The following is a 20966-nucleotide window of genomic DNA, read 5'->3' as shown; positions in this document are numbered from 1 at the left end:
CGTCAAACACGAAACCGGCCGGCGGAAACTCTTCGCGGCCGTGAAACAGGCTTCAGGACGGGCCGGAAGCGGTGGGCGAGGGCGATGCACGCTCCTTCAGCCGCACGCCGCGACCGCCGCCGGGGCTCGACGCATTCTCGCCCAGCAGCGTCACGCCCGCCCGATCGAAAGCCTCGATAACCTTGGTCAACGTGTCCACCACGCCGCGCACGTTTCCCTCGCTCGCTTCCATCCGCTGGATGGTGGGCAAGGAAACGCCGGAAAGCTCCGCGAGCTGTCGCTGGTCGATCCCCAGCAACGCCCGCGCTGCGCGCATCTGGGCAGCGGTAATCACGCGATATATCCGATCCTGAACATGAACGATCCTATACCATCTGTCATATATGATGTCAAAACCATCATTATCGCGATCTGGCGCATAAGCCCGCGATCTCCCGGAACCACATCCCGCCGGAGGCGTTAAGGCTATATGGCGGGGCGCGGCAGTGGGCCCACGGCGAGGGATGATGGCATCCGCGCCAAAGCAATTCCGTCAGAAGCGGATGTCTTATTACGCTCGCAATTGTGTTAGAGCGGCGTGCATTCAAGTGGAATCGTCACGCCGCTCTAAATTCTATATTTTACCGCAACTTGCATTCAATTCGATGGATCGATTTGAACGCAAACTGCTCTAGAGTACGAAGATGGAGCATTTCCGTACTTCAATGTGCAGTCAAAATGCCGTAGAATGTAATGGAAATTTTGCAAGTTTGGCACATGGAGGTTGACATGACCGCAACGGGTTCCGGCGCTTCCGGGAATGGCCGAAAGGACGCTTCCGTCCCGCACGGCGAGACGGAAAAGGAGAGGGATAAGGCGGAAGTGCAGCGCCGGCTGGACGAGGAGTTGGCGGAAACGTTTCCCGCCAGCGATGCGCCTTCGGTGACGCAGCCTGGGGCCGGGCAAGAAACTGGGCCGGAAGTCGAACGCGACGACGCCTGAAAATACCGCTCTTCCGAAACGTCCTGCCGACTGAAACGATTTCCATGCGGTACGACATGCCATCCGGCGAGCCTGGCTCTCCGGGTGGCAGGAACTTGCTATGATCCAGGTTTTCCAGCTAACGCATTTTTCTTCACGCAAAACGGTGTCCGCCTTGCGTGAAGAAAAATGCGTCGAATTAATAAGATAGATCATTTCGGCGTTTCAACGGAATGCTGAAATGCTCTAAACACGAGATATTCTGAAGCGACGGACATTCAATTGGGGTCATGCCGCCGCTCCGTTTGTTATGTTTATGTATCAAATTTTCCCAGCCCGAAAAGTTGCGAAGCGAACGATGCGCACACTTTTCGGCTTGACGTCATAGCCCCGCAAGGTGCGTGGCTATCAGCGCCGGCCGGGATGATGACTGACCCAGCGGCCGGACCGCCAGACATAGCTGCGCCGGCGCGGGTTCCACTCCCACACTCCCGGAGACCACCTGTAACCACGCCGGGGCGGCGGCCTGCGCTCATGGCGCGGCGGCGGGGGCGGGGGCCGCCGGGGGTGATGCGGCGGCGGCGGCGGACGGCGCGGATCACGCCACGGCTCGGGGCCGCGTTGCGCATGCGCCTCGCTTGTTGCCGCCACGCCGGCCAACGGGGCCGCCACGCAAGCCGCGAACAATGTACCCAGAAAAGATCGTCTTGAAACCATGATGCCACTCCTGTCAGAGCGTTTTCGCACTATGCCGCGCAACGGACATGGTAACAGAGTGGACGGCAATTGTCGCAATCTTATGGCAACAAGTAGTTGTCAATGCGATAAATGCCATGGTGATGTATACATGAATAAAAGTTCATATACATTAATCACGTACCGAAATGAGAGCGAAGCCGCAAACTTTTTCGATGCGACTGCAAACTTTCCGCCATGCCGGATCATGTGCCGGTTTCGTGGGCGAGCGCCGGGAATTCAGCGGCTGCGCGACGCGCTTCTGCCGGAATCTTCCTGGGCGGGCACCAGATAGGGCGCGACGATGCGGACGTTGCGCATCGAGCCATCCGGCGCGGCTGAGACGATCGTCTGTCCATCCCGGCGGGAGAGCATCAATCCGCGCGCCGAAAGGGCAGGGCCGATGCCGGCGGATTCGCCCCCGGCCGTGGGTACGCCGCTCCCGTCGGCAAATTCATCGCCTTCTTCCACCGGCGCGGGAGACCGCGACGCGGAAGCCTGACGGACGGCCCGACGGCCGGAGGCGCCGGGACGCGACAGTTCTTCCGCCTTCTCGGCCGTGACGATGATATCGTCCTCGTGCCGTCCGATCAGCATTTCAGCGCCCTGAAGCGCCTCAGCCCAGCTTTGCCCCGCCGGCAGGCAGGCCGCTTCCGGCACCAGCCGCTTCTGATAGACGAGAGCGGTGGGCAGCGTGCTGTAAGGCGTTCCGGTAACGCTCTGCGCACGCTCGATTTTTCCACCTTCCGCCATGAAGAAGAGTTCCGTGCGTGTGGCGGGGCATTGCGCCTGGCAGATCTGCTGTGCTTGCTCCCGCCCGCGATAGCGCGTGCCGAGCGGGAAGAAATACCCGTCCGCAAGGCGCACGCAGACGGGCTGTGCGCCGCCGAGCCCGCGCTCGGTCGTCGGCCTGTCGGTGACGGGGCCGATGTCGCGCTCGGGCACGGGTTCGGGCGGCGGAGCGCCCTCGAACACATCCTGCGGTCCGCCGAACAGCCGTTCCAGAAAGCCGCGCGGACGCGCGGGTTCGTTGACGCAATAGCGGTCGAGCGCCGCCTGCAATTCCCGCCGCCGGGCATCGCTGCGCCGGCCGCCGCCGAGCGAGTCGGCCATGGCGAGCATATCGTCGAGATTGGCCTGCATCTGCCGCATATGGGAGCGCAACGACGTGCACTCGCCCGGCGTGCGGTAGACATCCGTGCGGGTGCAGCCGATCTGGTCGAAATAGGCGCGCGTGCGTTGAAGTTCCGCCCGCTGCCTTTGAGCGGCGAGGGCATATTCCTGCGCACGGGGATCGGCGGAGCGGGAGAGGCTTGCGAGTTCGGCCCTATAGGCCCCGCAATCGATCGCCTGGGCCGCCGCGCCGGTGACGCCCGCGCCCGTCATGATGCCGAAACTGGCCAAGGCAAGGAGTGCCCGTATGGATTTTCTCATTCGTCGCCTGACCATCTGCTTGACCCGTCCGGCGCCGCGCCGGATCCGGCGCACTCCGTCCGCCGCCTGCCTTTGCCGATGCCGGCCGCGCGGGAGGCGGCATGCGAAGAACGCCGGGCAACCGCCACCGACCGGTATCTTCTGGTAACATCGATATAAAGCCACAGCCAGCTTTTCCAGAGCTTTCGCCGCTCAGCCGCCTTTTCCATGGGGATGACGGCGAAAGGCGGCCATTTGTCCCGCTCCCGGCCGGGAAGATCAGTCGTTGGGGGAATCGGTGCTGTCGATGCCCGCCCGCTCCATGAGATGGGCGATGATTCGCTCGAAGGCGGCGAGGTCGGCCTCGGGAAGCCCGGCGGTGAGTTTCTGGGAATATTCCAGCGCCGTGGGCACGATCATCGCATAGGTGCTCAGGCCCTTTTCCGTCAGCGAAAGGAAAGCCTCGCGCCGGTCGCGCTCATTGGGCCGGCGCACGAGCAGCGTCCGCTCCTCCAGCGTGGCGACCGCGCGCGACACCTTCGTCTTGTGCATCTGGCTATGCGCGCCGATATCGCGCGCGGTCATGGGGCCGAACTCGCCGAGCGTCGCGATCAGACGCCATTCCGGGATGCCGAATCCGAAACGTTCAGTATAGATGCGGTCGAGTCCGCCGGCCACGACATGCGCAAGGACGTTCAGGCGGTAAGGCAGAAAGCGGCTGAGTGCCAGCGGCTCTGCGGGTGTATCCGTCATGCTGCCGGGTCTCGCAGGTGAAAAAGGGAAACAGATCCCGTCCGATCGTTTCAGACGGGACAGCCGCCACTGGCATACCGCGATCCCCGCGTCACGGCAATCTTTGCATGCGATATTTCCGCAACCGTTTCCCGCCCGATGGGCTATATTGCCCGCCGTCGAACATGACCTGTGGAGGGGCCGATGCCGTCCGTTTTTCGTTCCGTCGCCGCCGCGCTCTGCGGCGCCGTTCTCGCTTTCGGCGTCGCGGAGGCGCGCGCCGATGGCCCCGATCTCATCTTCAGGAAGTCAACCGTATGGAAAATGCTGACGCCGGACGACAAACTCGCCGTCTATGGGATCGACGATCCGGTCGTCTCGGGCGTTTCATGCCACTACACCACCCCGGAGCGCGGCGGCGTCAGCGGCATGCTGGGCGTCGCGGAGGAAGTGTCCGACATTTCCCTCTCCTGCCATCAGGTTGGCCCGATCTCCTTCAACGGGAAATTCGCCCAGGGCGACGAGGTGTTCAGCGAGCGCCGGTCGCTGATGTTCAAGCGCATGCAGATCGTGCGCGGCTGTGACGAAAAGCGCAACGTTCTCGTCTACCTCGTCTATTCCGACAAGCTGATCGAGGGATCGCCCAAGAACGCCACTTCGGGCGTGCCGATCATGCCCTGGGGCGGCTCATCCGCGCCGCGCTGCGCCGACTCGCTGAAGCGCTGAACGGACCATCGGTCCCGCGGCGCGGAAGTGTGTTTGGCGGCACGGGCCGGCATTTTGTTGCGCGGGGTTGCCATCCGCCTTCACGGTTGTTACAAGTGGCTACGCCGGGCGCGTCGCCGCAGGCATGAGGGAGGGTGTGAGCGTGGGCATTTCCCGCTCCATGAACGCAGAGGGGTTGGCCGTGGACGGCGTGTCCGCCGCCGCTGCGCGCGCCTTTCCGCTTCTTCTCTCCGGTCTCCTCCTTAGCTGCCCCTGAGGGCCGGCTGGGCTTTGCCTGGGCCTTCAGGGGATGAACGCTTCGCCCGGCGCGATCGCGCGCCTTTTCGGGCACGACGTCATTTCGATTTGCGCGACACATTCCTTCAGGGAGACCGGCTGATGACCACGGCCAGCACGAACACGACAAGCCATAAAGACCATATCGTCATTTTCGACACCACCCTGCGCGACGGCGAACAATGTCCCGGCGCCTCGATGACCTTCGAGGAGAAGTTGCAGGTGGCGAGCCTGCTCGACGAGATGGGTGTCGACGTTATCGAGGCCGGGTTTCCCATCGCCTCCGACGGCGATTTCGAATCGGTGCGCGAGATTGCCAGAACGGTGAAGAGCGCCGTCGTCTGCGGCCTCGCGCGCGCCAATCCCAACGACATCGATCGGGCCGGCGAGGCGATCAGGCCGGCCGCGCGCGGGCGCATCCACACCTTCATCGGCACGTCGCCGCTGCATCGGCAGTTCCAGTTGCAGCTCGATCAGGAGCAGGTTTTCGAGCGCGCCGTCGCTTCGGTGAAGCGCGCCCGCAACTTCACCGACGATGTCGAGTGGTCGCCCATGGATGCGACGCGCACCGAACACGACTATCTCTGCCGCATCGTGGAAGCCGCGATCGACGCGGGCGCGACGACGATCAATATTCCCGACACGGTGGGATATGCGACGCCGGAGGAATATTACGAGCTCATCCGCCTGCTGATCGAGCGCGTGCCCAACGCCGACAAGGCGATCTTTTCCACGCATTGCCACGACGATCTCGGGTTGGCGGTGGCCAACTCGCTCGCCGGCGTGCGGGCGGGGGCGCGCCAGATCGAATGCACCATCAACGGGCTTGGCGAGCGGGCCGGCAATGCCGCGCTGGAAGAGGTGGTCATGGCCATCCGCACGCGCGGCGACATCCTGCCCTATGAGACGAGCGTCGACACCACGCATCTGATGCGCGCCTCGAAGCTCATCTCCACCGTGACGTCCTTCCCCGTGCAGTACAACAAGGCCATCGTCGGCCGCAACGCTTTCGCCCACGAGAGCGGCATCCATCAGGACGGCGTTCTGAAGAATGCCCAGACCTACGAGATCATGACGCCGGAATCGGTGGGGGTGAGCAAGAACGCGCTCGTCATGGGCAAGCATTCCGGCCGCCATGCCTTCCGCGAGAAGCTGAAGGATCTCGGCTTCAACCTGGGCGAGAATGCGCTGGAAGACACTTTCAAGCGCTTCAAGGATCTGGCGGACCGCAAGAAGGACGTTTACGACGAGGATATCGAGGCGCTCGTCGGCGACGAGATCCTGACGGCGCAGGATCGCATCAGGCTCGTGTCGCTGTCGGTCGTGGCCGGCACGAGCGGCCCGCAGACGGCGGCCATCACCCTCGATATCGACGGCGCGGAGCACGAGGCGGAGGGCGAGGGCAACGGTCCCGTCGACGCCGTGTTCAATGTCATCAAGGCGCTGGTGCCGCATGACGCCACGCTCGAACTCTATCAGGTCCACGCCGTTACCGGCGGCACCGATGCGCAGGCCGAGGTTTCCGTGCGGCTGAAGTCGGACAACGGCGAGGTGACGGGGCGCGGCGCCGACCCGGATACGCTGGTGGCCTCGGCGCGCGCCTATCTCTCGGCGCTCAACAGGCTGCGGGCGCGCGGCGCGCGCACTCACGCGCATGCGGCGACGCCTTGAAGCGTTTTTAAGCAAGGCGTCGCCGCCTTGCGTGAAGAAAAACAGCAGGAGCGCGCGGACGGAGCATTTTGCCATCGACGCGAAAATGCTCTGTTCGGCAGCCGGCGAGCGCTGTCCGTTACGCGAGGGCGGCGCGCTCATCCTGAGGCGTGTCGCTATCCAGCTTCATCACATGCTGGCGGACGTCCTGCGGCCATGCCGCCATCTCAAGGGCGAGTTTTTCCGCGTCGCCCTTGAAAAGGGCGCGTGCCGCTTCCTCGAAGCCGGGCAGGTCGCCAGCGAGCGCCGACATGAAACAATAGGCGCGCTCGTGCGCGAGCCTTGTTCCCGTGCGCCCGTCGTCCGCACGGCGCGCCTGATCGATCAGGCGCCGCAGCGCTTGCGAGGCTCCGCCGGGTTGCGCCCCAAGCCAGTCCCAATGACGCGGGAGCAATGTCACTTCGCGCGCGACAACGCCCATTCTGGGCCTGCCGCGCCCTTTCTGCGCTTCCGGGCCGTTCTGCTGTAGCGGTGCTCCCGTCAGGCGGGCCGTGATTTCGGCAGCGTTTCCACGAAGATCGAGGTCGATCGCCTTACCGCTCGCATCGTCGAAGATCTGGATCGCCGTGCCATCGCCGCCATCTAAGGCGGCTTTAACCGCCAATGCCACATCGATCAAAGGGCCTGAGGCAATCCTTCGCATGCCCGCAAAAGCCGTACAGGGGCGTGAAATATCCATGATCATGATCTCTCCTTATGAGAGTTTTATCCGGGTAAAATGCCGCAATGTCAATATAACCCGGATAAAATAAATTCAACCGACCCGCCCGCGCCGAACCGTGCAACGGGCGAGGACTTGAAATGAGGACTTGGAATGAGGACTTGAGACAAGAACTGGCGCGGAAATAAAGTAAGACGGGTTGCATCGCTGCGGAGAGACGGGTATCTCCGCCGTCATTGGCGCGGCTGAGGGCAGCAACATGGCAACGGTCTATTTCGTCACCCATCCGGAAGTCGTCATCGATCCGGCGGTTCCCGTTCCCCAATGGCCGCTTTCGGAAAAAGGGATAACGCGTCTCGATGCATTCTGCGCCCGCCCGGAACTGGCGCAGGTAAGCGATGTTTTCGTAAGCGACGAACGCAAGGCGCTCGACTGCGCGGAGCGCTTCGGGGCCGCCCGCGGGCTTGACTTCAACGTCGATGCCCAACTGGGTGAAAACGACCGTTCGTCGACCGGATATGTCGCGCCGCCGCGTTTCTGGGAAATCGTGGCTGCGTTTTTCGACAATCCGCACGAAAGTATTCTGGGCTGGGAGCGCGCCGTCGACGCCCAATCGCGAATCAAGACGGCCGTCCGACGTTGCATCGGGAACAGAACCGGCGACGGCGACGTCCTGATCTTTTCCCATGGCGGCGTCGGATCGCTGCTGCTCTGCGATCTGCTTGGCGAGCCTATTTCCAACGGGCATGGCCAGCCGGTTTCGGGGGGCGGCTGCTATTTCACTTTTCAGGCGCGTTCGGGTGAGTTGCTGCACGGCTGGCGTGACATCGTTCCGGCCGGCGGCGGCTGAACCGCGCGGGCTTGACCGAAGGCCGATGAGTCGCGCCCGTCGGCATTAGGCGCATCTTCACTTTTCTCACCCATGCTGCGAGGCAGAAGCCATCGGGATGGGCGAAGATGGGATTTCTGACGCGCTTTGCGGTTTGCATCGGCATCATCTACTGGCTCGCGCCCGAACCGTCGAACTACCGCGCCGACTATGCGACGCGGCAGGAGCGGCAGCGGGCGACCGAGATATTGACGGCGCTCACCGGCCTGAGCGCAAACGGCGACGCATCCCGCGACGAGATCGAGGCATTGGCCGTGGAGGCGGGGAGGGCGCTCGCCGCGCTTGAGCCCGAAATGCGCAAGGCGCTGATCGAGAGATATTTCGGCGCGGCGAAAGGCGATCTGTCGGCCCTGAGGGACGCCGTCAACTGAAACAGGCCGGCAATCGAAGCGGGCCGGTCCGCGCCGGCCCGTTCCGGTACTTACTCCGCCGCTTCCGGCACTTCCCGGCCCTTCAGCAGTCGCTCCTGCTTCAGCCGCTCCGCCACGAGGAAGGTGACGTCCAGCGCCTGTTCGGCGTTGAGGCGCGGGTCGCAATGGGTGTGGTAGCGGTCCGAGAGCTGGTCTTCCGTCAGCGGCCGCCCGCCGCCGGTGCATTCGGTCACGTTGCGGCCGGTCATTTCCAGATGGATGCCGCCCGCATGCGTGCCTTCGGCATGATGAACGTCGAAGAACGTGCCGATCTCGCTCACGATCCGCTCGAAGGGGCGCGTCTTGTAGCCGTTCGCCGTGATGGTGTTGCCGTGCATCGGATCGCACGACCACACCACCGCGCGCCCCTCGGCCTTCACCGCGCGCACGAGCGGCGGCAGGTGCGCCTCGGCCTTGTCGGAGCCGAAGCGGGCGATCAGCGTCAGGCGGCCCGGCTCGTTGGCCGGGTTGAGCACGTCGATGAGGCGCAGCAGGTCGTCCGGCTTCAGCGACGGGCCGCACTTGAGGCCGATCGGGTTCCTGATGCCGCGGAAGTATTCGACATGCGCATGGTCGAGCTGGCGCGTGCGGTCGCCGATCCAGATCATATGACCCGATGTCGCATACCAGTCGCCGGAGGTGGAATCGACGCGGGTCAGCGCCTCCTCATAGCCGAGCAGCAGCGCCTCGTGGCTGGTGTAGAGCTGCGTGGCGCGCATGTCGGGGTTCGACTCGGGATCGATGCCGCAGGCGCGCATGAAATCGAGCGCTTCGGTGATCCGGTCCGCGATCTCGCGATAACGGTCCGACAGCGGGCTGTCCTTGACGAAGCCGAGCATCCAGCGGTGGGCGTTGTCGAGATTGGCGTAGCCGCCGCCGGTGAAGGCGCGCAGCAGGTTCAACGTCGCTGCCGACTGGCGGAACGCCTTGAGCTGCCGATGCGGGTCGGGCGTGCGCGACTCCTCGGTGAAGGCGATGCCGTTCACGATATCGCCCCGGTAGCTGGGCAGCGACACGCCGTCGACGGTTTCGACGGGCGAGGAACGCGGCTTGGCGAACTGGCCGGCCACCCGGCCCACCTTCACCACCGGCAGGCCGCCGGCATAGGTGAGCACCACCGCGCTTTGCAGGAAAAGGCGCAGGAAATCGCGGATGTTGTCGGCCGAATGTTCAGCGAAGCTCTCCGCGCAGTCGCCGCCTTGCAGCAGGAAGGCCTTACCTTCCGCCACCTTCGCGAGCTGGCGCTTGAGCTGGCGGGCCTCACCGGCGAAAACGAGCGGCGGGAACGACGCAAGCTGCTTCTCGACCGCCGCCAGCGCTTCGGCATCGGGATAGGTCGGCACCTGCTGGATGGGCTTCGATCTCCAGCTCGACGGTGTCCAACGCTCGGTCATGACAGGCTCTCCCACGCATGCTTATTCGATTTGACGCGGGGCGCGCACGCGGTGAAACGGACCGCGACGCCCCGAAAGGCGATTGCCGCCAATGGATGATTGCCACCTATATACGTATCGCGCAGCAAATTGCGAGCGCCAATTCGCCCATAATCCGCATGCGTCGCAGCCGGCTCAGGCGACGGGCGCGCGCAGCGTCACCAACTCCTCGGCGGCGGAGGGATGAACGGCGATGGTGCGGTCGAAATCGGCCTTGGTTGCCCCCATCGTGACGGCGATGCCCGCAAGCTGGATCATCTCACCCGCCGCCTCGCCGACGATGTGCACGCCGAGCACCCGGTCGCTGGCCCGGTCGACCACGATCTTCATCAGCACCCGTTCGCTGCCGCCGGACAAGGTGGCCTTCATGGCGCGAAACGAGGTGCGGAAAATCGCCACATCTCCATAGCGTTCGCGCGCCTGCGTTTCCGTGAGGCCGACCGTGCCGATCTCCGGCGTGGAGAACACGGCGGTCGGGATCACCGTATGATCGACCTGCCAGCTCTTGCCGCCGAAAACCGTATCGGCGAAGGCGTGGCCCTCGCGGATGGCGACGGGCGTCAGGTTCGCCCGGTCGGTCACGTCGCCCACCGCGTAGATGGACGGCACATTGGTGCGCGAAAAGCCGTCGACGGCGATGGCTCCGTTCGCCTTCAGCGCCACGCCGGCCGCTTCCAGTCCGAGCCCCTCCACGTTGGGTTTGCGGCCGATGGCGGAAAGCACGACGTCGACGGTCGTCACGGTGCCGTCCGACAACGTGGCCTCGATGGCCGCGCCATCCTGCGCGCGCGCAAGGCGCGAGACCGTGCGCCCCGCCAGCAGGCCGATGCCGCGCGCGCCATAAGCCTGCTCCAGCGCCGTGCGCACGTCGTCGTCGAACCCGCGCAGCACCTTGTCGCCGCGATACACGAGGGACGTCAGCGCGCCGAGCCCGGCAAGAACCCCGGCAAACTCCACCGCGATATAACCCGCGCCGATGACGAGCGCGCGTTGCGGCAGCGCCGGCAGATCGAAAATCTCGTTGGAAGTGATGGCCAGTTCGGAGCCCGGAAAGGTCCGATCGCGAACCGGCGCGGCTCCCGTCGCGACGAGAATGGTCGCCGCGCGAATGCGCGCGCCGGTTGCGAGCACGCGCACCGTATGCGCATCCTCGATGACGGCGCGGCTGCGGACGAGCGATACGCCGGCCGCTTCGAGATTCCCGGCATAGATGCCTTCAAGCCGCGCGATCTCGGCATCCTTGTTGCGGATCAGCGTCGGCCAGTGGAAGGAAGAATCGCCGACCTGCCAGCCGAAACCAGCCGCATCCGAAAAGGCGTCCGGGAAGCGGCTCGCGTAGACGAAGAGCTTTTTGGGCACGCAGCCGCGGATCACACACGTGCCGCCGTAGCGGAATTCTTCCGCCAGCATGACCCTGGCGCCGTGATTCGCTGCGATGCGGGCCGCACGCACACCGCCCGAACCGCCGCCGATGACGAACAGGTCGAAGTCGAATTCACTCATCAGCAAAGCTCCCCGCCGGGCGCGAGGGGAAAGGGGGCCCGCGACCCTGTCAGACGTCGTGCCCCTTCTTGCGCATCTCCTCACGCACCCGCTCGACAAGGAAGCCCGATACTTCCCCGACCCAAGTGTTCATGGCGGCGAAGAGGTCGTCAAGCACCAGCGGCTGGGTTGCGACATATTGCTGCCCCGCCGTGGAGCGAAAGAAGGCGCGGATTTCGGTCAGGTTCTCCTCATTGATGCGGCTGGCGAGGATGCGCGCCGCGGCGGTGAGGATGTCTTCCTTGCGGGCGTCCAGTTCGGGCCGGAGCTGATCCAGCACCGCATTGAGATCCGCCGAAATTTCGGGGCGCGTGATGTAGAGCTGACGCACCTGATCGGCGAAGGTCGGCAGCATGCCGTCGAAAGTGCGCGCGATGCCCGACAGCACGACGACCTCGCGTGCCACCTCGACATGGCTCTGGGCAAGCGCCGGCGCGGAAGGCAGGTCGGGCGCGGGGGCCTGCGCCCGCGCCATCGGCGACAGCAGGATGCCGGCCGCGAGCGCGCTCGACGCAGCAGCCCCCAGAATCACGCGACGCACGGAAAGACGATTGAACACGAAACTATTCATCGGGGATCTCCTGAGATGGTGCGGGCTTATCAGAATTTTTCCAGATCGGTAAGCCCCGATGGCATGACGCCGGCAAGAGGGGAATCAGCCGGCGGCAGGTTCGACCACGACCACGCCTTCGTCCGTAGCGAGAAAGGCGGCCGAGCACAACCCGATGAAAAGCCCGTGCTCGACGACGCCGGGCACGGTGCTGAGCGCTTCCGCGAGCGTTTCCGGCTCGGCGATGGCGCCGAAAGCGATGTCGAGAATATGATGCCCGCTGTCGGTGACGAAGGGCTCGTCTCCCTTGCGGCGCAGCGTCACCGGCCCCTGGCTGCCGAACCGGTTGGCGATCTTCTCGACCGCGACCCAGGAGGCGGCGAGGCCGAAGCGCACGACCTCGACCGGCAGCGGAAAGCGCCCGAGCCCCGCGACGCGCTTGGAGGCATCGGCGATCACCACCATGCGCGTGCTGGCGGCCGCGACGATCTTTTCACGCAGCAGAGCGCCGCCGCCGCCCTTGATCAGGCGCAGGCGGTCGTCGAACTCGTCGGCGCCGTCGACGGTGAGATCGAGTTGCGGCGTTTCATCGAGTGTCGTCAGGGGAATGCCTTCCGCCTCCGCCTGCACGCGGGTCGCTTCCGACGTCGGCACGCCGACGACATCAAGGCCGCCGCGCACCCGCTCGCCCAGCAGTTCGACGAAGTGGCGGGCCGTGGAGCCCGTGCCAAGCCCGACGCGCATGCCGGGCTGCACGAGTTCGACAGCGCGCGCCGCAGCCTCACGTTTCAAGATCTCGCTCACGTCTGCAAACTCCCTGAACGGATTACTGGGCCGGGGTCGTCGGCGGCTGGACAGCGTTGTTTCCGTTGGAAACGCCGGTTTGCGGCTGTCCGCCGGGCTGACCGGTGGAGGGGCCGGGCGTTCCCGCCGCGCTCAACTGAGGCGTACAGACCACATGCGTGTTGAACACGTAGCAACTGCTGATTTCACCCGTCCGGTAGTTCACGCGGAACACGCCGCTTTCTCGCGTATGGTTGGAGCCGACGAGGCCATATTCCCCCAGCGCCTGCGGTCCCGCGCCCTCGCCGGCCGGAAAACAGAATGTGACGCCGATGGTGCCTTCTTTCAAGCCGTACTGGCAAGCCCCCATTTCGCCGGTCGCGGTATTGACCCGATAAATGCGGTTGAGATCCGCTTGCGGCGCGGGCGCGAAGGCAAAGGGCGCAGCGCCGGACAGCGCAACGAGCGCGACCGCCGCCGCGCCGGCCCTGCGCAACAGGGAAAGGCGTGAAAAGCGCCGCACGGGAGCATACGTCTGGCAGATATCGGTCATGGCCGGTTCGTCCGTCTTCAGAGCAGCCTGCTTTCAGGTCGATCCATCGAATTGAAAGCAGGCTGCGGTAAAATATGGAACCTGGAGCCGGATGGCGATTCAGCCTGATCGCATCCCGCTCCAACATCCGTTGCCTCGGACGCGGAAGTCCGATGGCCCGTTCATAGCATTCATCGTCTGTCGCGTCAGCAGCCGGAGACGGATTCCGCGACCGGCCCTTCCGGGTGTGCTCCTTCGGTCGGGAGCCGCGCCGCCGTTGCCGCCGTCGCGTTCTGCGCCTATAGTCGCGCGAGTGCCCGCCTCTCGATCCAGCGATGATACCGATCATGTCCGATAATGTGCGTCCGATTGCCGTGTTCGATCTCGACGGCACGCTTGCCGATACGGCGCCCGATCTTGTCGCGGCGCTCAATGCCGTGCTGGCGGAGGAGCATCTGCCGCCGCTCGCGGTGGAGGATGCGCGCGACCTGATCGGCGCGGGAGCGCGGGCGTTGATCCAGCGCGGCCTGCAAGTGTCCGGCCGGCCGGCTCCCGACGACGTGCAACTGGAGCGGATGTTTCGCGCCTTCCTGGTGCATTACGGCGCGCATCTCAATGACCACACGAGGCTGTTCCCCGGCGTCGAGGAAGCGCTCGGCCGTTTCGTCGATGAAGGCTGGATATTGGCCGTCTGCACGAACAAATACGAGAACCACTCGTTGCAATTGCTGGATCTGCTTGGAATCGCGGGTCGCTTCACGGCGATCTGCGGCCGCGACACCTTCCCCTATTTCAAGCCCGATCCGCGCCATTTGACGCTGACGATCGAGCGGGCGGGGGGCTCGGAGCGCCGGGCGGTCATGGTGGGCGATTCCCAAACCGACATCAAGACCGCGCGGGCCGCCGGAGTTCCGGTCGTGGCGGTTCCGTTCGGTTACAGCGACATTCCGGTCGCGGATCTTGCCCCCGACCGGCTCATCGGTCATTTTGACGAACTGTGGACAGCGGCGGTGGAGATCGTCGGGACTGTGCATAATCGACCGAAAACGACGTTTTCATGAAACAGACCGCTTGACGGAACGCCCGGAGCTTTCTAGAAGGCTCTGACTGTGCGGCGAGGCAATGACCTCGGCAGCGCCGTTTCCGCAATCGTCGGTCAGCCGATGAATGAGGCTCAGGCCATAGGCGGAGCCAGGTGCGGATTGCGGCATTAAGTAAGGATGGGCGGTTAGCTCAGCGGTAGAGCACTGCTTTCACACGGCAGGGGTCACAGGTTCGAACCCTGTACCGCCCACCATCCAGATTTTATCAGCTTGAATTAAGCGGCTACCTGTTCCAGAGGCTTTGGTGCATTGGGGTTCGCGGCTATTGGTTAAGGAGCTGCTCGCAGCGACGGAGGCATTACGCCTCGTATCGTAGACGCGGCATTGAAATCTCCGGCAGACATCGCGGGGTCGTTGCAACCGGTTTCGCCGTCTGACCATTCGATACGAACGCCACGCCGATCTATGCCGCGCACGCGTCGTCATGTCGCAAAAATCATATGTTTCAGGGCGATAGGCAGGTTTTGCCGGAGATTCCTATTCCGTCTCCGATGACCGCAGCGGTCCAATCATACGGAAAAGCATACGATTGCGGCGGATGAGATGGTGATGGAACGCCATGGCGATGTGGCCAACGATCAGGATGCCGAGCAACCAGGAAAGAACGCCGTGCAACGCATCCGCGGGTGCTATCATCCAACGGATTTCCTCGCCGGTCGGGGGAACGATCCACACCCCCCATTGCACCCGACCCTTGCCGCTACCATAGGCGCGCAGAAGCGCCAGAAACGGAATAGTGAACATCAAAAAGTAGAACGAGACATGGACCGCCTGCGCAATCATGCCCTGCCGGCTTGCTTCTCGTCGCGGGCGGCGCATTCGATTGACCGATGCCCAGACGGTTCGGATTGTGACGAGTGCAATGGTCAGGACGCCGACGGTTCCATGATATGGGCCGAGCGATGCGATCGTCCTGAGGAGATCTGACGGACCGAAGATTCGCCAGGACAGACTGATAACAAACTGCCATATCAGCATGCAGGCCATGCCCCAATGCAGCGCCCGGCTGACCAGACCATAACGTTCCCGAGAGTCCGTCCAGATACTGACGGCTGGCTCTTCGTCTTCTCTTGCTGTCATGCCTTACCTTGCCATCAATCGAAAAGGGCAGTCATGGACTTGTCGACGTGAGGGAAGCGGGGAGAGGGTGCCGGGATCGGGTAAGATTCCCGTCTATGTTCGCCTGTCTCACGAATCAAACGGTCGCTCGTCTGACGCATGGCTATCAACTCGGAATCGCGACCGGAAAATCGCCCGATGGATGCTTGATGACGTCCATATCCAGCCCATAGATCCGGCGAAGCTGATCGGTGGTCAGGATTTCTTCCGGTGCCCCGCGCGCTGTCAATCTGCCACTGTGAAGTGCGATGATTTCATCGCAGAATCGGGCGGCCATATTGACATCATGCAGGACGATAACCACTCCGAGCCCTTTTCCCCGGCTGAGCTTGTGAACGAGCGACAGCACCTCGATCTGGTGCGCGACATCGAGCGCCGAGATGGGTTCATCCAGAAGCAGGCATTCGGCGTCCTGCGCCACGAGCATGGCCAGCCAGACGCGCTGACGTTCGCCGCCCGACAATGTATCGACCAGGCGATCCGGCATATCCGTGACACCCGTCAGCTCCATGGCCTCGTCAACCTTGTCCCGGTCGGTCCTGCCGAAGCGGCCGAGGGCGCCGTGCCACGGGTAACGCCCTAGCGCCACCAACTCCTTGACCAGCATTCCCGATGCCGGAGCGGTATGCTGCGGCAGATAGGCCAGCTTGCGCGCGAACGGACGATCCGCCCATTCCGAGAGCGCCTTTCCCTGAAAACGAACCGTGCCGCCTGTCGCTGGCTGCTGGCGCGCAAGGATTTTCAACAGCGTCGACTTGCCGGAACCGTTGTGTCCGATCAATGCGATCGTCCTGCGAGCAGGCAGCGATAGCGTCAGAGGCTCCAGCAGCGTTCGCCCCGCGATGCCGAACGTCACCTCCTCAAGCTCGAACAGATCCTCGCAAGCGCTATCGGCGATCCCGGCCGGCTGAGCGACGGGCCTTTTCGGGATGAGGCGCAAGGCGGGCGAACGGCCGAAAGCAAGATGACTCATCAGCCGTTTTCCTTCTGTAACTCGCGCGTGCTCATGAAACTGTCTTCAACGATCCGGCCTTTCTCCAGCCGGATCAGCCGGTCCGCCGCATCGAAGTAACGGTCGTCGTGCGAGATCACGATCAGGGTTCTGCCCTGGCGTTTCAGATCGGGAAGCATCTCGGTATAAAAGAGCCGCCGGAAAGTCGGGTCCTGTTCGGCCGCCCACTCGTCGAACACGATAACGGGGCGGCCCTCCAGATAGACCTGGATCAGCGCCAGCCGCTTGCGCTGCCCGGACGAAAGGTCGATGGTGGTGAACCTGTCACCCTCGATGCTCACCTTGTGCGCGATCTCGAGCCTGGAAAGATAGTTGGCGGCATCATCGCGGATCGCACCTTCCGACGCCACGATGTCATCGAACAGGAAATAATCGAAGAATATTGCGGAGAAGAGCTGGCGGTAGTCGTCGCGCGTTTCAGGATCGACCGGCTTTCCGTTGAAGAGCAACAGGCCCTTTTGCTGCGTGTAGAGGCCAAGAATGAGTTTCAGCAAGGTGGTCTTTCCGCATCCGTTCTCGCCGACGATGAACAGAATTTCCCCGCCCCGAATGGTAAGATCGACGGGACCCAGGACAAACGGCTCGATGCCATCGGTAACGGGGAAAACATAGCTCGCCGCTTTCAATTCAATGCGATCCACGGCGGGGATGATGGCAGTCGTGCGCGCCGGAGCGGGCGCATCCGCGAGCAAGGGTTCCGGGTTGTCGAAATCCGCCGAAAGCCGGGCGATCCGCTCGAAGGAGACTTGCGCGTTGACGAAGCTGCCGTAAGCATTGATCAGGTGGTCCAGAGGGCCGCGCATGTAGAGCAATACCAGAATGAAGCCGGACATGACCGTTCTTTCGACCCCGAACCAGGCCTGCCCGGCGATGATGCAGCCTATCAGGGCGAAGTAGAGCGCCGAGTCGAAGGCATTGGCCGACATGAAGATGCGCATTGCCCGTATACGAACGTCGCGCACCCTGTCGATTGTCGCAACCAATTCTTGTGAATGCACACGACGGCGGCGCTCACGGTTGATCCTGAGTTCCTTCGCGCCTTCCGAGATTGCCCGATATTGCTTGTGGAGCAGATCCTGCGCGGATCGCGCTTCATTATGAAGCGCGCGGCCACGCCGCCGCGCAAGCCGGTTGGCATAGACGCAGACAAGGATCACGAGCGCTGTCAGCAGGAAAAGCACCGGCGACAGGTAAAGCAGATAAACGGCACAGCCGGCGATCACGGCGAAGGCAATCGCGTAGGACGAAAACGCATACGAAAAGCCGGAGATCGTATCGACATCCTGCCCGAGAACCGACAACAGTTTGTGGCTTTTGTAGCGCTCGATCTGGTCGATGGGCGCCGCGATAATGCGGGCGACGAGATCCTTCCGCAGTTGGGCGATAACCTGTTGTCCGATGAAACTGTTGCCGAGATCGGAAACGATTTCGCCGGAGAGCGTCAGCCCCACGAGACCGGCAAACGCCCACAAGGCGGCTTGCGTCATTCCGCCTTCGGAATAGAGCGCTTCGTTGATATTGGCGAGAAGCCATGCGGTCGCGAGGCCGCTCATCGTTCCCATGGCTGTGGCGAAGGCCGCGAGCGGAAGAAACGGCCGTATCAGCCGCAGGCTTTCGGAAATCAGGCCGCGTCGGTCACGCATGTCGCCCTCCTGTTCTGTTTCGCAAGGATCGGGCATGACGCGCAGAGCTTGCTTTTCGGCTCCAGACGGTAGTGAAGGCAGCAGGTCTTGCGCACCTGCCGCGCATCGCCGTCCGTCGGCGGTAGAAACGGCTCATGCAGCGGGTTACGCCAGCCATCGGGCCAGTGGGTGGCTTCGGCAAGAAGCATGGGATCGGATGCCAGTACACGGCCCGCTTCCGTTGCGATCATCCGCGCATGTTTGAAGAGGTTGTCGGCGGCGACCGCCGCATTGCCCCACAAAACCTTGATCGGCGCCTTGCAGTGGCGGGCAATCGACGTCAGGAACGGATCAAAGTGATCGCGGACCAGCGGCGCAAGGCGCTCGAATGGATCCGCGGTGTCGAAGGAGATACCGGCATGAGGCAACAGGAAAACCGCCGGAAAGCCGGTGTCGGCCTCGACGATCAGGGCCGTGTCGGCAAGCGTGACCGGCAGCCGGCGATCCAGCAGAAACGTGGGGAACACGGCTCCCCCGAGCAGCCGGATGCAATAACGCCTTGCCCAGACCACCGCCAGGTCGGGGCGGCCGGCTTCGGGGAAACGCGATATCAAACGATCGACCATCCCGACGAGCACGTCCGGTTCCAGCAGATCGGCGCATCGTATGGCGGCGGCATTCTGGCCCTTGTGAAGGGACAGAGCCGCCGCCAGTCGTTCCGTATTGGCGGGAAAGGCCGGTGCGAGGTCGGCAATCATCCCGCCCTCCGCCACGTCAGCCAGACGAAGTAGGAGCTGCCGACGAAAGAGGCCACGAGACCGGCAGGTATCTGATCCGGGTACAGGACGATGCGGCCCAACCAATCCGCCAGCACCATGAGGAGCGCGCCCATGGCCGCCGCGCCGTAAATCTGTGGCAGCGGACGTTGCAGGCCCATGAGCTTCGCCAGATGCGGCGCCATCAGGCCGATGAAGCTGATCGGGCCGAGGATCAACGTCGTACCCGCCGTCAATGCCGCAACGAACAGAAGAATCCTGAAGCGGCTCGCCCGCAGGCTGACACCCAGCGCGCGGCTCGACGTTTCACCCAGCGGCAGGATTTCAAGCCATCGCGAGAACAGCGGGAGCACAAGCAGCGCAATGCCCGAAACGGAAAGCGCGAGCATGGCCGATGATCCGGTGGAACGGTTCGTCGATCCCGACATCCACCAGAACAGGTCGTCGAAACGGGGATCGTTGCTGGCCATCATGATCCCGCCCAGCGCGCCGACGGTCGAGGAAATCGCAATGCCCAGCAGCAGCATGTGTTCGGGAGAAAAGGCCGAGCGCTTTCCGATGGCCAGCATGCCCGTCAGCGTCAGAAAGGCGCCGGCTGTCGCAGCCACGATCTGCATGGTGAGATAGGGAAACGGGACGATGAAAAGCAGAAGCAGAACACCCAGCACGGCTCCTGACGATATGCCGAGTATTTCCGGCGAGGCCATCGGGTTGCCGAACAGCCGCTGAACGAGCGTGCCCGCGATCGCCAGCATGATGCCGGCGGCCGTCGCCACTCCCAGTCTGGGCAATCGCCAGTGGCCATAGCGCGCGATCTCTTCGATGCTCCACCACCGCCAACCGTCCGGGCCGCGTCCGAGATCGAATGCAGGCCAGGCGATCAGCGCGAGGAGAAGGACGACGACAGCCACCAACCGCCACGGGCGCGTGGTGCGATGCGCTATGGAAATGTCCGACCGCCACATGGCTGCCGAAACATTTCTCAGGCGCGGCAGCATCCACATGAGCAGCGGAGCGCCCAGAACGGCGGTCGCAATCCCCGTCGGGATCTCCTGCGCGAGCGGCGCCAGTTGGACGAGTTCGTCTGCCAGCCAGAGCAATCCGCCGCCGAGAAGCGGGGCCATGACAAGCCGCTCCTTTAGCGTTCTCGCTCCCGCCAGCCGAACGAGCGCCGGCGCGGCGAGACCGATGAAGCCGATCATGCCGACGGTGGCGACGACGAAGGCCGAAAGGGAAACGGCAACGGCGAGCGCACCCGCTTTCGCCCGAATGAGCGACAGCCCGAGGCTTTTGCTGCTTTCCTCCTCCAGGGCCAGAATATTCAGGGGGCGATACAGAAAGGCGGCAACGGCCATGGCCGCCGCGACGCGCGGCAGGAGATAGAGAACGCCTGCCCAGTCGTTCTGGCGAACGACGCCGGTGTTCCAGAGAAAGACGCTGTGCAGCGACTCGAAATGGAACAGCGTGACGACGGCGTTGATCGATCCCGTCGCCATCCCGACGATCATGCCGCCCAGAATGAGCGACAGGGCGGAAAAGCCGCGTCGATAAGCCAGCGCGAACACGATGGCCGTCGCAACGGCCGCGCCGGTGAGCGCCAGCACGTCCCGCCCGTAATCGAGAAACGCCGGAAACCACAGTGTCGCCACCGTCAGCGCCAGTGAAGCGCCTGCCGACACGCCAAGCGTCGTGGGTTCGGCCAGCGGGTTGCGCAGAACCTGCTGGAAGATGACGCCGGCGAAAGCCAGCGCAGCGCCGGCCAGCACGGCGACCACAAGGCGAGGGAGCGCCGCATAGTGAAAAACGACCTGCCGCATGTCCAGCGCTTCGGGATGCGCGATTGCGTTGAGCCACACACGCAGGGGCATCTGTGCGGAGAAGCGAAGCACCGCCAGCACCGCCGCCGCCGTCAGGAGAACGCCGATGAGGATGAAGGGCGCAGATGCCGGAATCGGCGGCGCGACAGCTTTGGGACTCCTCAT

The 20966-nt window shown here is 63.7% G+C and carries 21 protein-coding genes and 1 tRNA gene; 7 read left to right on the top strand and 15 right to left on the bottom strand.

Annotated elements, in window-relative coordinates; translation table 11 throughout:
• Window positions 1-52: 52 nt before the first annotated feature.
• The gene (locus tag ACOYJQ_RS08070; protein ID WP_433457539.1) at window positions 53-334 is read right to left on the bottom strand and encodes a helix-turn-helix domain-containing protein; all 282 of its coding nucleotides are present in this window, start codon (window positions 332-334) and stop codon (window positions 53-55) included.
• A 434-nt stretch (window positions 335-768) separates the two neighbouring features.
• Between ACOYJQ_RS08070 and ACOYJQ_RS08065 the strand changes: the two genes are divergently transcribed.
• On the top strand, window positions 769-981 hold the full coding sequence (locus tag ACOYJQ_RS08065; RefSeq protein WP_433457538.1) for a hypothetical protein: 213 nt from the start codon (window positions 769-771) through the stop codon (window positions 979-981).
• Window positions 982-1368: 387 nt separating this feature from the next.
• Here ACOYJQ_RS08065 and ACOYJQ_RS08060 read toward each other — a convergent pair whose 3' ends face one another.
• From ACOYJQ_RS08060 to ACOYJQ_RS08050, 3 genes are all read right to left on the bottom strand, one after another.
• Window positions 1369-1677, bottom strand: coding sequence for a hypothetical protein (locus ACOYJQ_RS08060; protein ID WP_433457537.1), 309 nt, complete (start codon window positions 1675-1677; stop codon window positions 1369-1371).
• 258 nt (window positions 1678-1935) lie between these two features.
• Complete coding sequence (locus tag ACOYJQ_RS08055) at window positions 1936-3099, bottom strand: DUF2865 domain-containing protein (RefSeq protein WP_433457536.1); 1164 nt, start codon at window positions 3097-3099, stop codon at window positions 1936-1938.
• Between the two features lie 288 nt (window positions 3100-3387).
• Window positions 3388-3861, bottom strand: coding sequence for a MarR family winged helix-turn-helix transcriptional regulator (locus ACOYJQ_RS08050; protein WP_433457535.1), 474 nt, complete (start codon window positions 3859-3861; stop codon window positions 3388-3390).
• Window positions 3862-4044: 183 nt separating this feature from the next.
• Here ACOYJQ_RS08050 and ACOYJQ_RS08045 point away from each other — a divergent pair, with 183 nt between their 5' ends.
• Both ACOYJQ_RS08045 and ACOYJQ_RS08040 read left to right on the top strand, forming a co-directional pair.
• Window positions 4045-4566 (top strand): CreA family protein, encoded by a 522-nt coding sequence (locus ACOYJQ_RS08045; protein WP_433457534.1) that lies wholly within the window; start codon window positions 4045-4047, stop codon window positions 4564-4566.
• Between the two features lie 378 nt (window positions 4567-4944).
• On the top strand, window positions 4945-6513 hold the full coding sequence (locus ACOYJQ_RS08040; RefSeq protein WP_433457533.1) for a 2-isopropylmalate synthase: 1569 nt from the start codon (window positions 4945-4947) through the stop codon (window positions 6511-6513).
• Between the two features lie 118 nt (window positions 6514-6631).
• Here the strand turns inward: ACOYJQ_RS08040 and ACOYJQ_RS08035 are convergent, their stop codons facing one another.
• A complete protein-coding gene (locus ACOYJQ_RS08035) occupies window positions 6632-7237 on the bottom strand; it encodes a DUF2239 family protein (RefSeq protein WP_433457532.1) in 606 nt (201 codons plus the stop codon).
• Window positions 7238-7472: 235 nt separating this feature from the next.
• Between ACOYJQ_RS08035 and ACOYJQ_RS08030 the strand changes: the two genes are divergently transcribed.
• Complete coding sequence (locus ACOYJQ_RS08030) at window positions 7473-8063, top strand: histidine phosphatase family protein (RefSeq protein ID WP_433457531.1); 591 nt, start codon at window positions 7473-7475, stop codon at window positions 8061-8063.
• A 107-nt stretch (window positions 8064-8170) separates the two neighbouring features.
• Window positions 8171-8473 (top strand): hypothetical protein, encoded by a 303-nt coding sequence (locus tag ACOYJQ_RS08025; RefSeq protein WP_433457530.1) that lies wholly within the window; start codon window positions 8171-8173, stop codon window positions 8471-8473.
• Between the two features lie 50 nt (window positions 8474-8523).
• Here the strand turns inward: ACOYJQ_RS08025 and ACOYJQ_RS08020 are convergent, their stop codons facing one another.
• The 5 genes from ACOYJQ_RS08020 to ACOYJQ_RS08000 all read right to left on the bottom strand — a co-directional run bounded on the left by ACOYJQ_RS08020 (window position 8524) and on the right by ACOYJQ_RS08000 (window position 13373).
• Window positions 8524-9906, bottom strand: a complete 1383-nt coding sequence (locus ACOYJQ_RS08020) for a class II 3-deoxy-7-phosphoheptulonate synthase (RefSeq protein WP_433457529.1) — start codon at window positions 9904-9906, stop codon at window positions 8524-8526.
• Window positions 9907-10080: 174 nt separating this feature from the next.
• Window positions 10081-11448, bottom strand: coding sequence for a glutathione-disulfide reductase (gor, locus tag ACOYJQ_RS08015; protein ID WP_433457528.1), 1368 nt, complete (start codon window positions 11446-11448; stop codon window positions 10081-10083).
• Window positions 11449-11497: 49 nt separating this feature from the next.
• Window positions 11498-12058, bottom strand: a complete 561-nt coding sequence (locus ACOYJQ_RS08010; protein ID WP_433457527.1) for a DUF2059 domain-containing protein — start codon at window positions 12056-12058, stop codon at window positions 11498-11500.
• 84 nt (window positions 12059-12142) lie between these two features.
• Complete coding sequence (gene rpiA, locus ACOYJQ_RS08005; RefSeq protein WP_433457526.1) at window positions 12143-12841, bottom strand: ribose-5-phosphate isomerase RpiA; 699 nt, start codon at window positions 12839-12841, stop codon at window positions 12143-12145.
• A 22-nt stretch (window positions 12842-12863) separates the two neighbouring features.
• A complete protein-coding gene (locus tag ACOYJQ_RS08000) occupies window positions 12864-13373 on the bottom strand; it encodes a hypothetical protein (protein ID WP_433457525.1) in 510 nt (169 codons plus the stop codon).
• Window positions 13374-13699: 326 nt separating this feature from the next.
• On the opposite strand from ACOYJQ_RS08000, the gene gph reads away from it, so the two are divergent.
• Together gph and ACOYJQ_RS07990 are read left to right on the top strand one after the other, a co-directional pair.
• Complete coding sequence (gph, locus tag ACOYJQ_RS07995; RefSeq protein WP_433457524.1) at window positions 13700-14413, top strand: phosphoglycolate phosphatase; 714 nt, start codon at window positions 13700-13702, stop codon at window positions 14411-14413.
• Between the two features lie 161 nt (window positions 14414-14574).
• Window positions 14575-14649: transfer RNA gene (locus tag ACOYJQ_RS07990), tRNA-Val, on the top strand.
• 283 nt (window positions 14650-14932) lie between these two features.
• Here the strand turns inward: ACOYJQ_RS07990 and ACOYJQ_RS07985 are convergent.
• From ACOYJQ_RS07985 to fhuB, 5 genes are all read right to left on the bottom strand, one after another.
• Window positions 14933-15535 (bottom strand): cytochrome b, encoded by a 603-nt coding sequence (locus ACOYJQ_RS07985; RefSeq protein ID WP_433457523.1) that lies wholly within the window; start codon window positions 15533-15535, stop codon window positions 14933-14935.
• A 145-nt stretch (window positions 15536-15680) separates the two neighbouring features.
• Complete coding sequence (locus ACOYJQ_RS07980) at window positions 15681-16547, bottom strand: ATP-binding cassette domain-containing protein (RefSeq protein WP_433457522.1); 867 nt, start codon at window positions 16545-16547, stop codon at window positions 15681-15683.
• Window positions 16547-18229 carry a cyclic peptide export ABC transporter gene (locus ACOYJQ_RS07975; protein ID WP_433457521.1) on the bottom strand — a complete coding sequence of 561 codons (1683 nt, stop codon included), beginning with the start codon at window positions 18227-18229 and terminating at the stop codon, window positions 16547-16549. Before ACOYJQ_RS07975 ends, ACOYJQ_RS07980 begins: the two co-directional genes overlap by 1 nt.
• On the bottom strand, window positions 18208-18966 hold the full coding sequence (gene fhuF, locus ACOYJQ_RS07970) for a siderophore-iron reductase FhuF (protein WP_433457520.1): 759 nt from the start codon (window positions 18964-18966) through the stop codon (window positions 18208-18210). The genes ACOYJQ_RS07975 and fhuF overlap by 22 nt, the downstream gene beginning before the upstream one ends.
• Window positions 18963-20966 (bottom strand): Fe(3+)-hydroxamate ABC transporter permease FhuB, encoded by a 2004-nt coding sequence (gene fhuB, locus ACOYJQ_RS07965; RefSeq protein ID WP_433457519.1) that lies wholly within the window; start codon window positions 20964-20966, stop codon window positions 18963-18965. The genes fhuF and fhuB overlap by 4 nt, the downstream gene beginning before the upstream one ends.

Source organism: Pseudochelatococcus sp. (assembly GCF_050946405.1).
Lineage (GTDB): Bacteria > Pseudomonadota > Alphaproteobacteria > Rhizobiales > Beijerinckiaceae > Pseudochelatococcus.
Note: the sequence above shows the minus strand (reverse complement) of the source record. Positions and strands in the feature narration are given on the sequence as shown.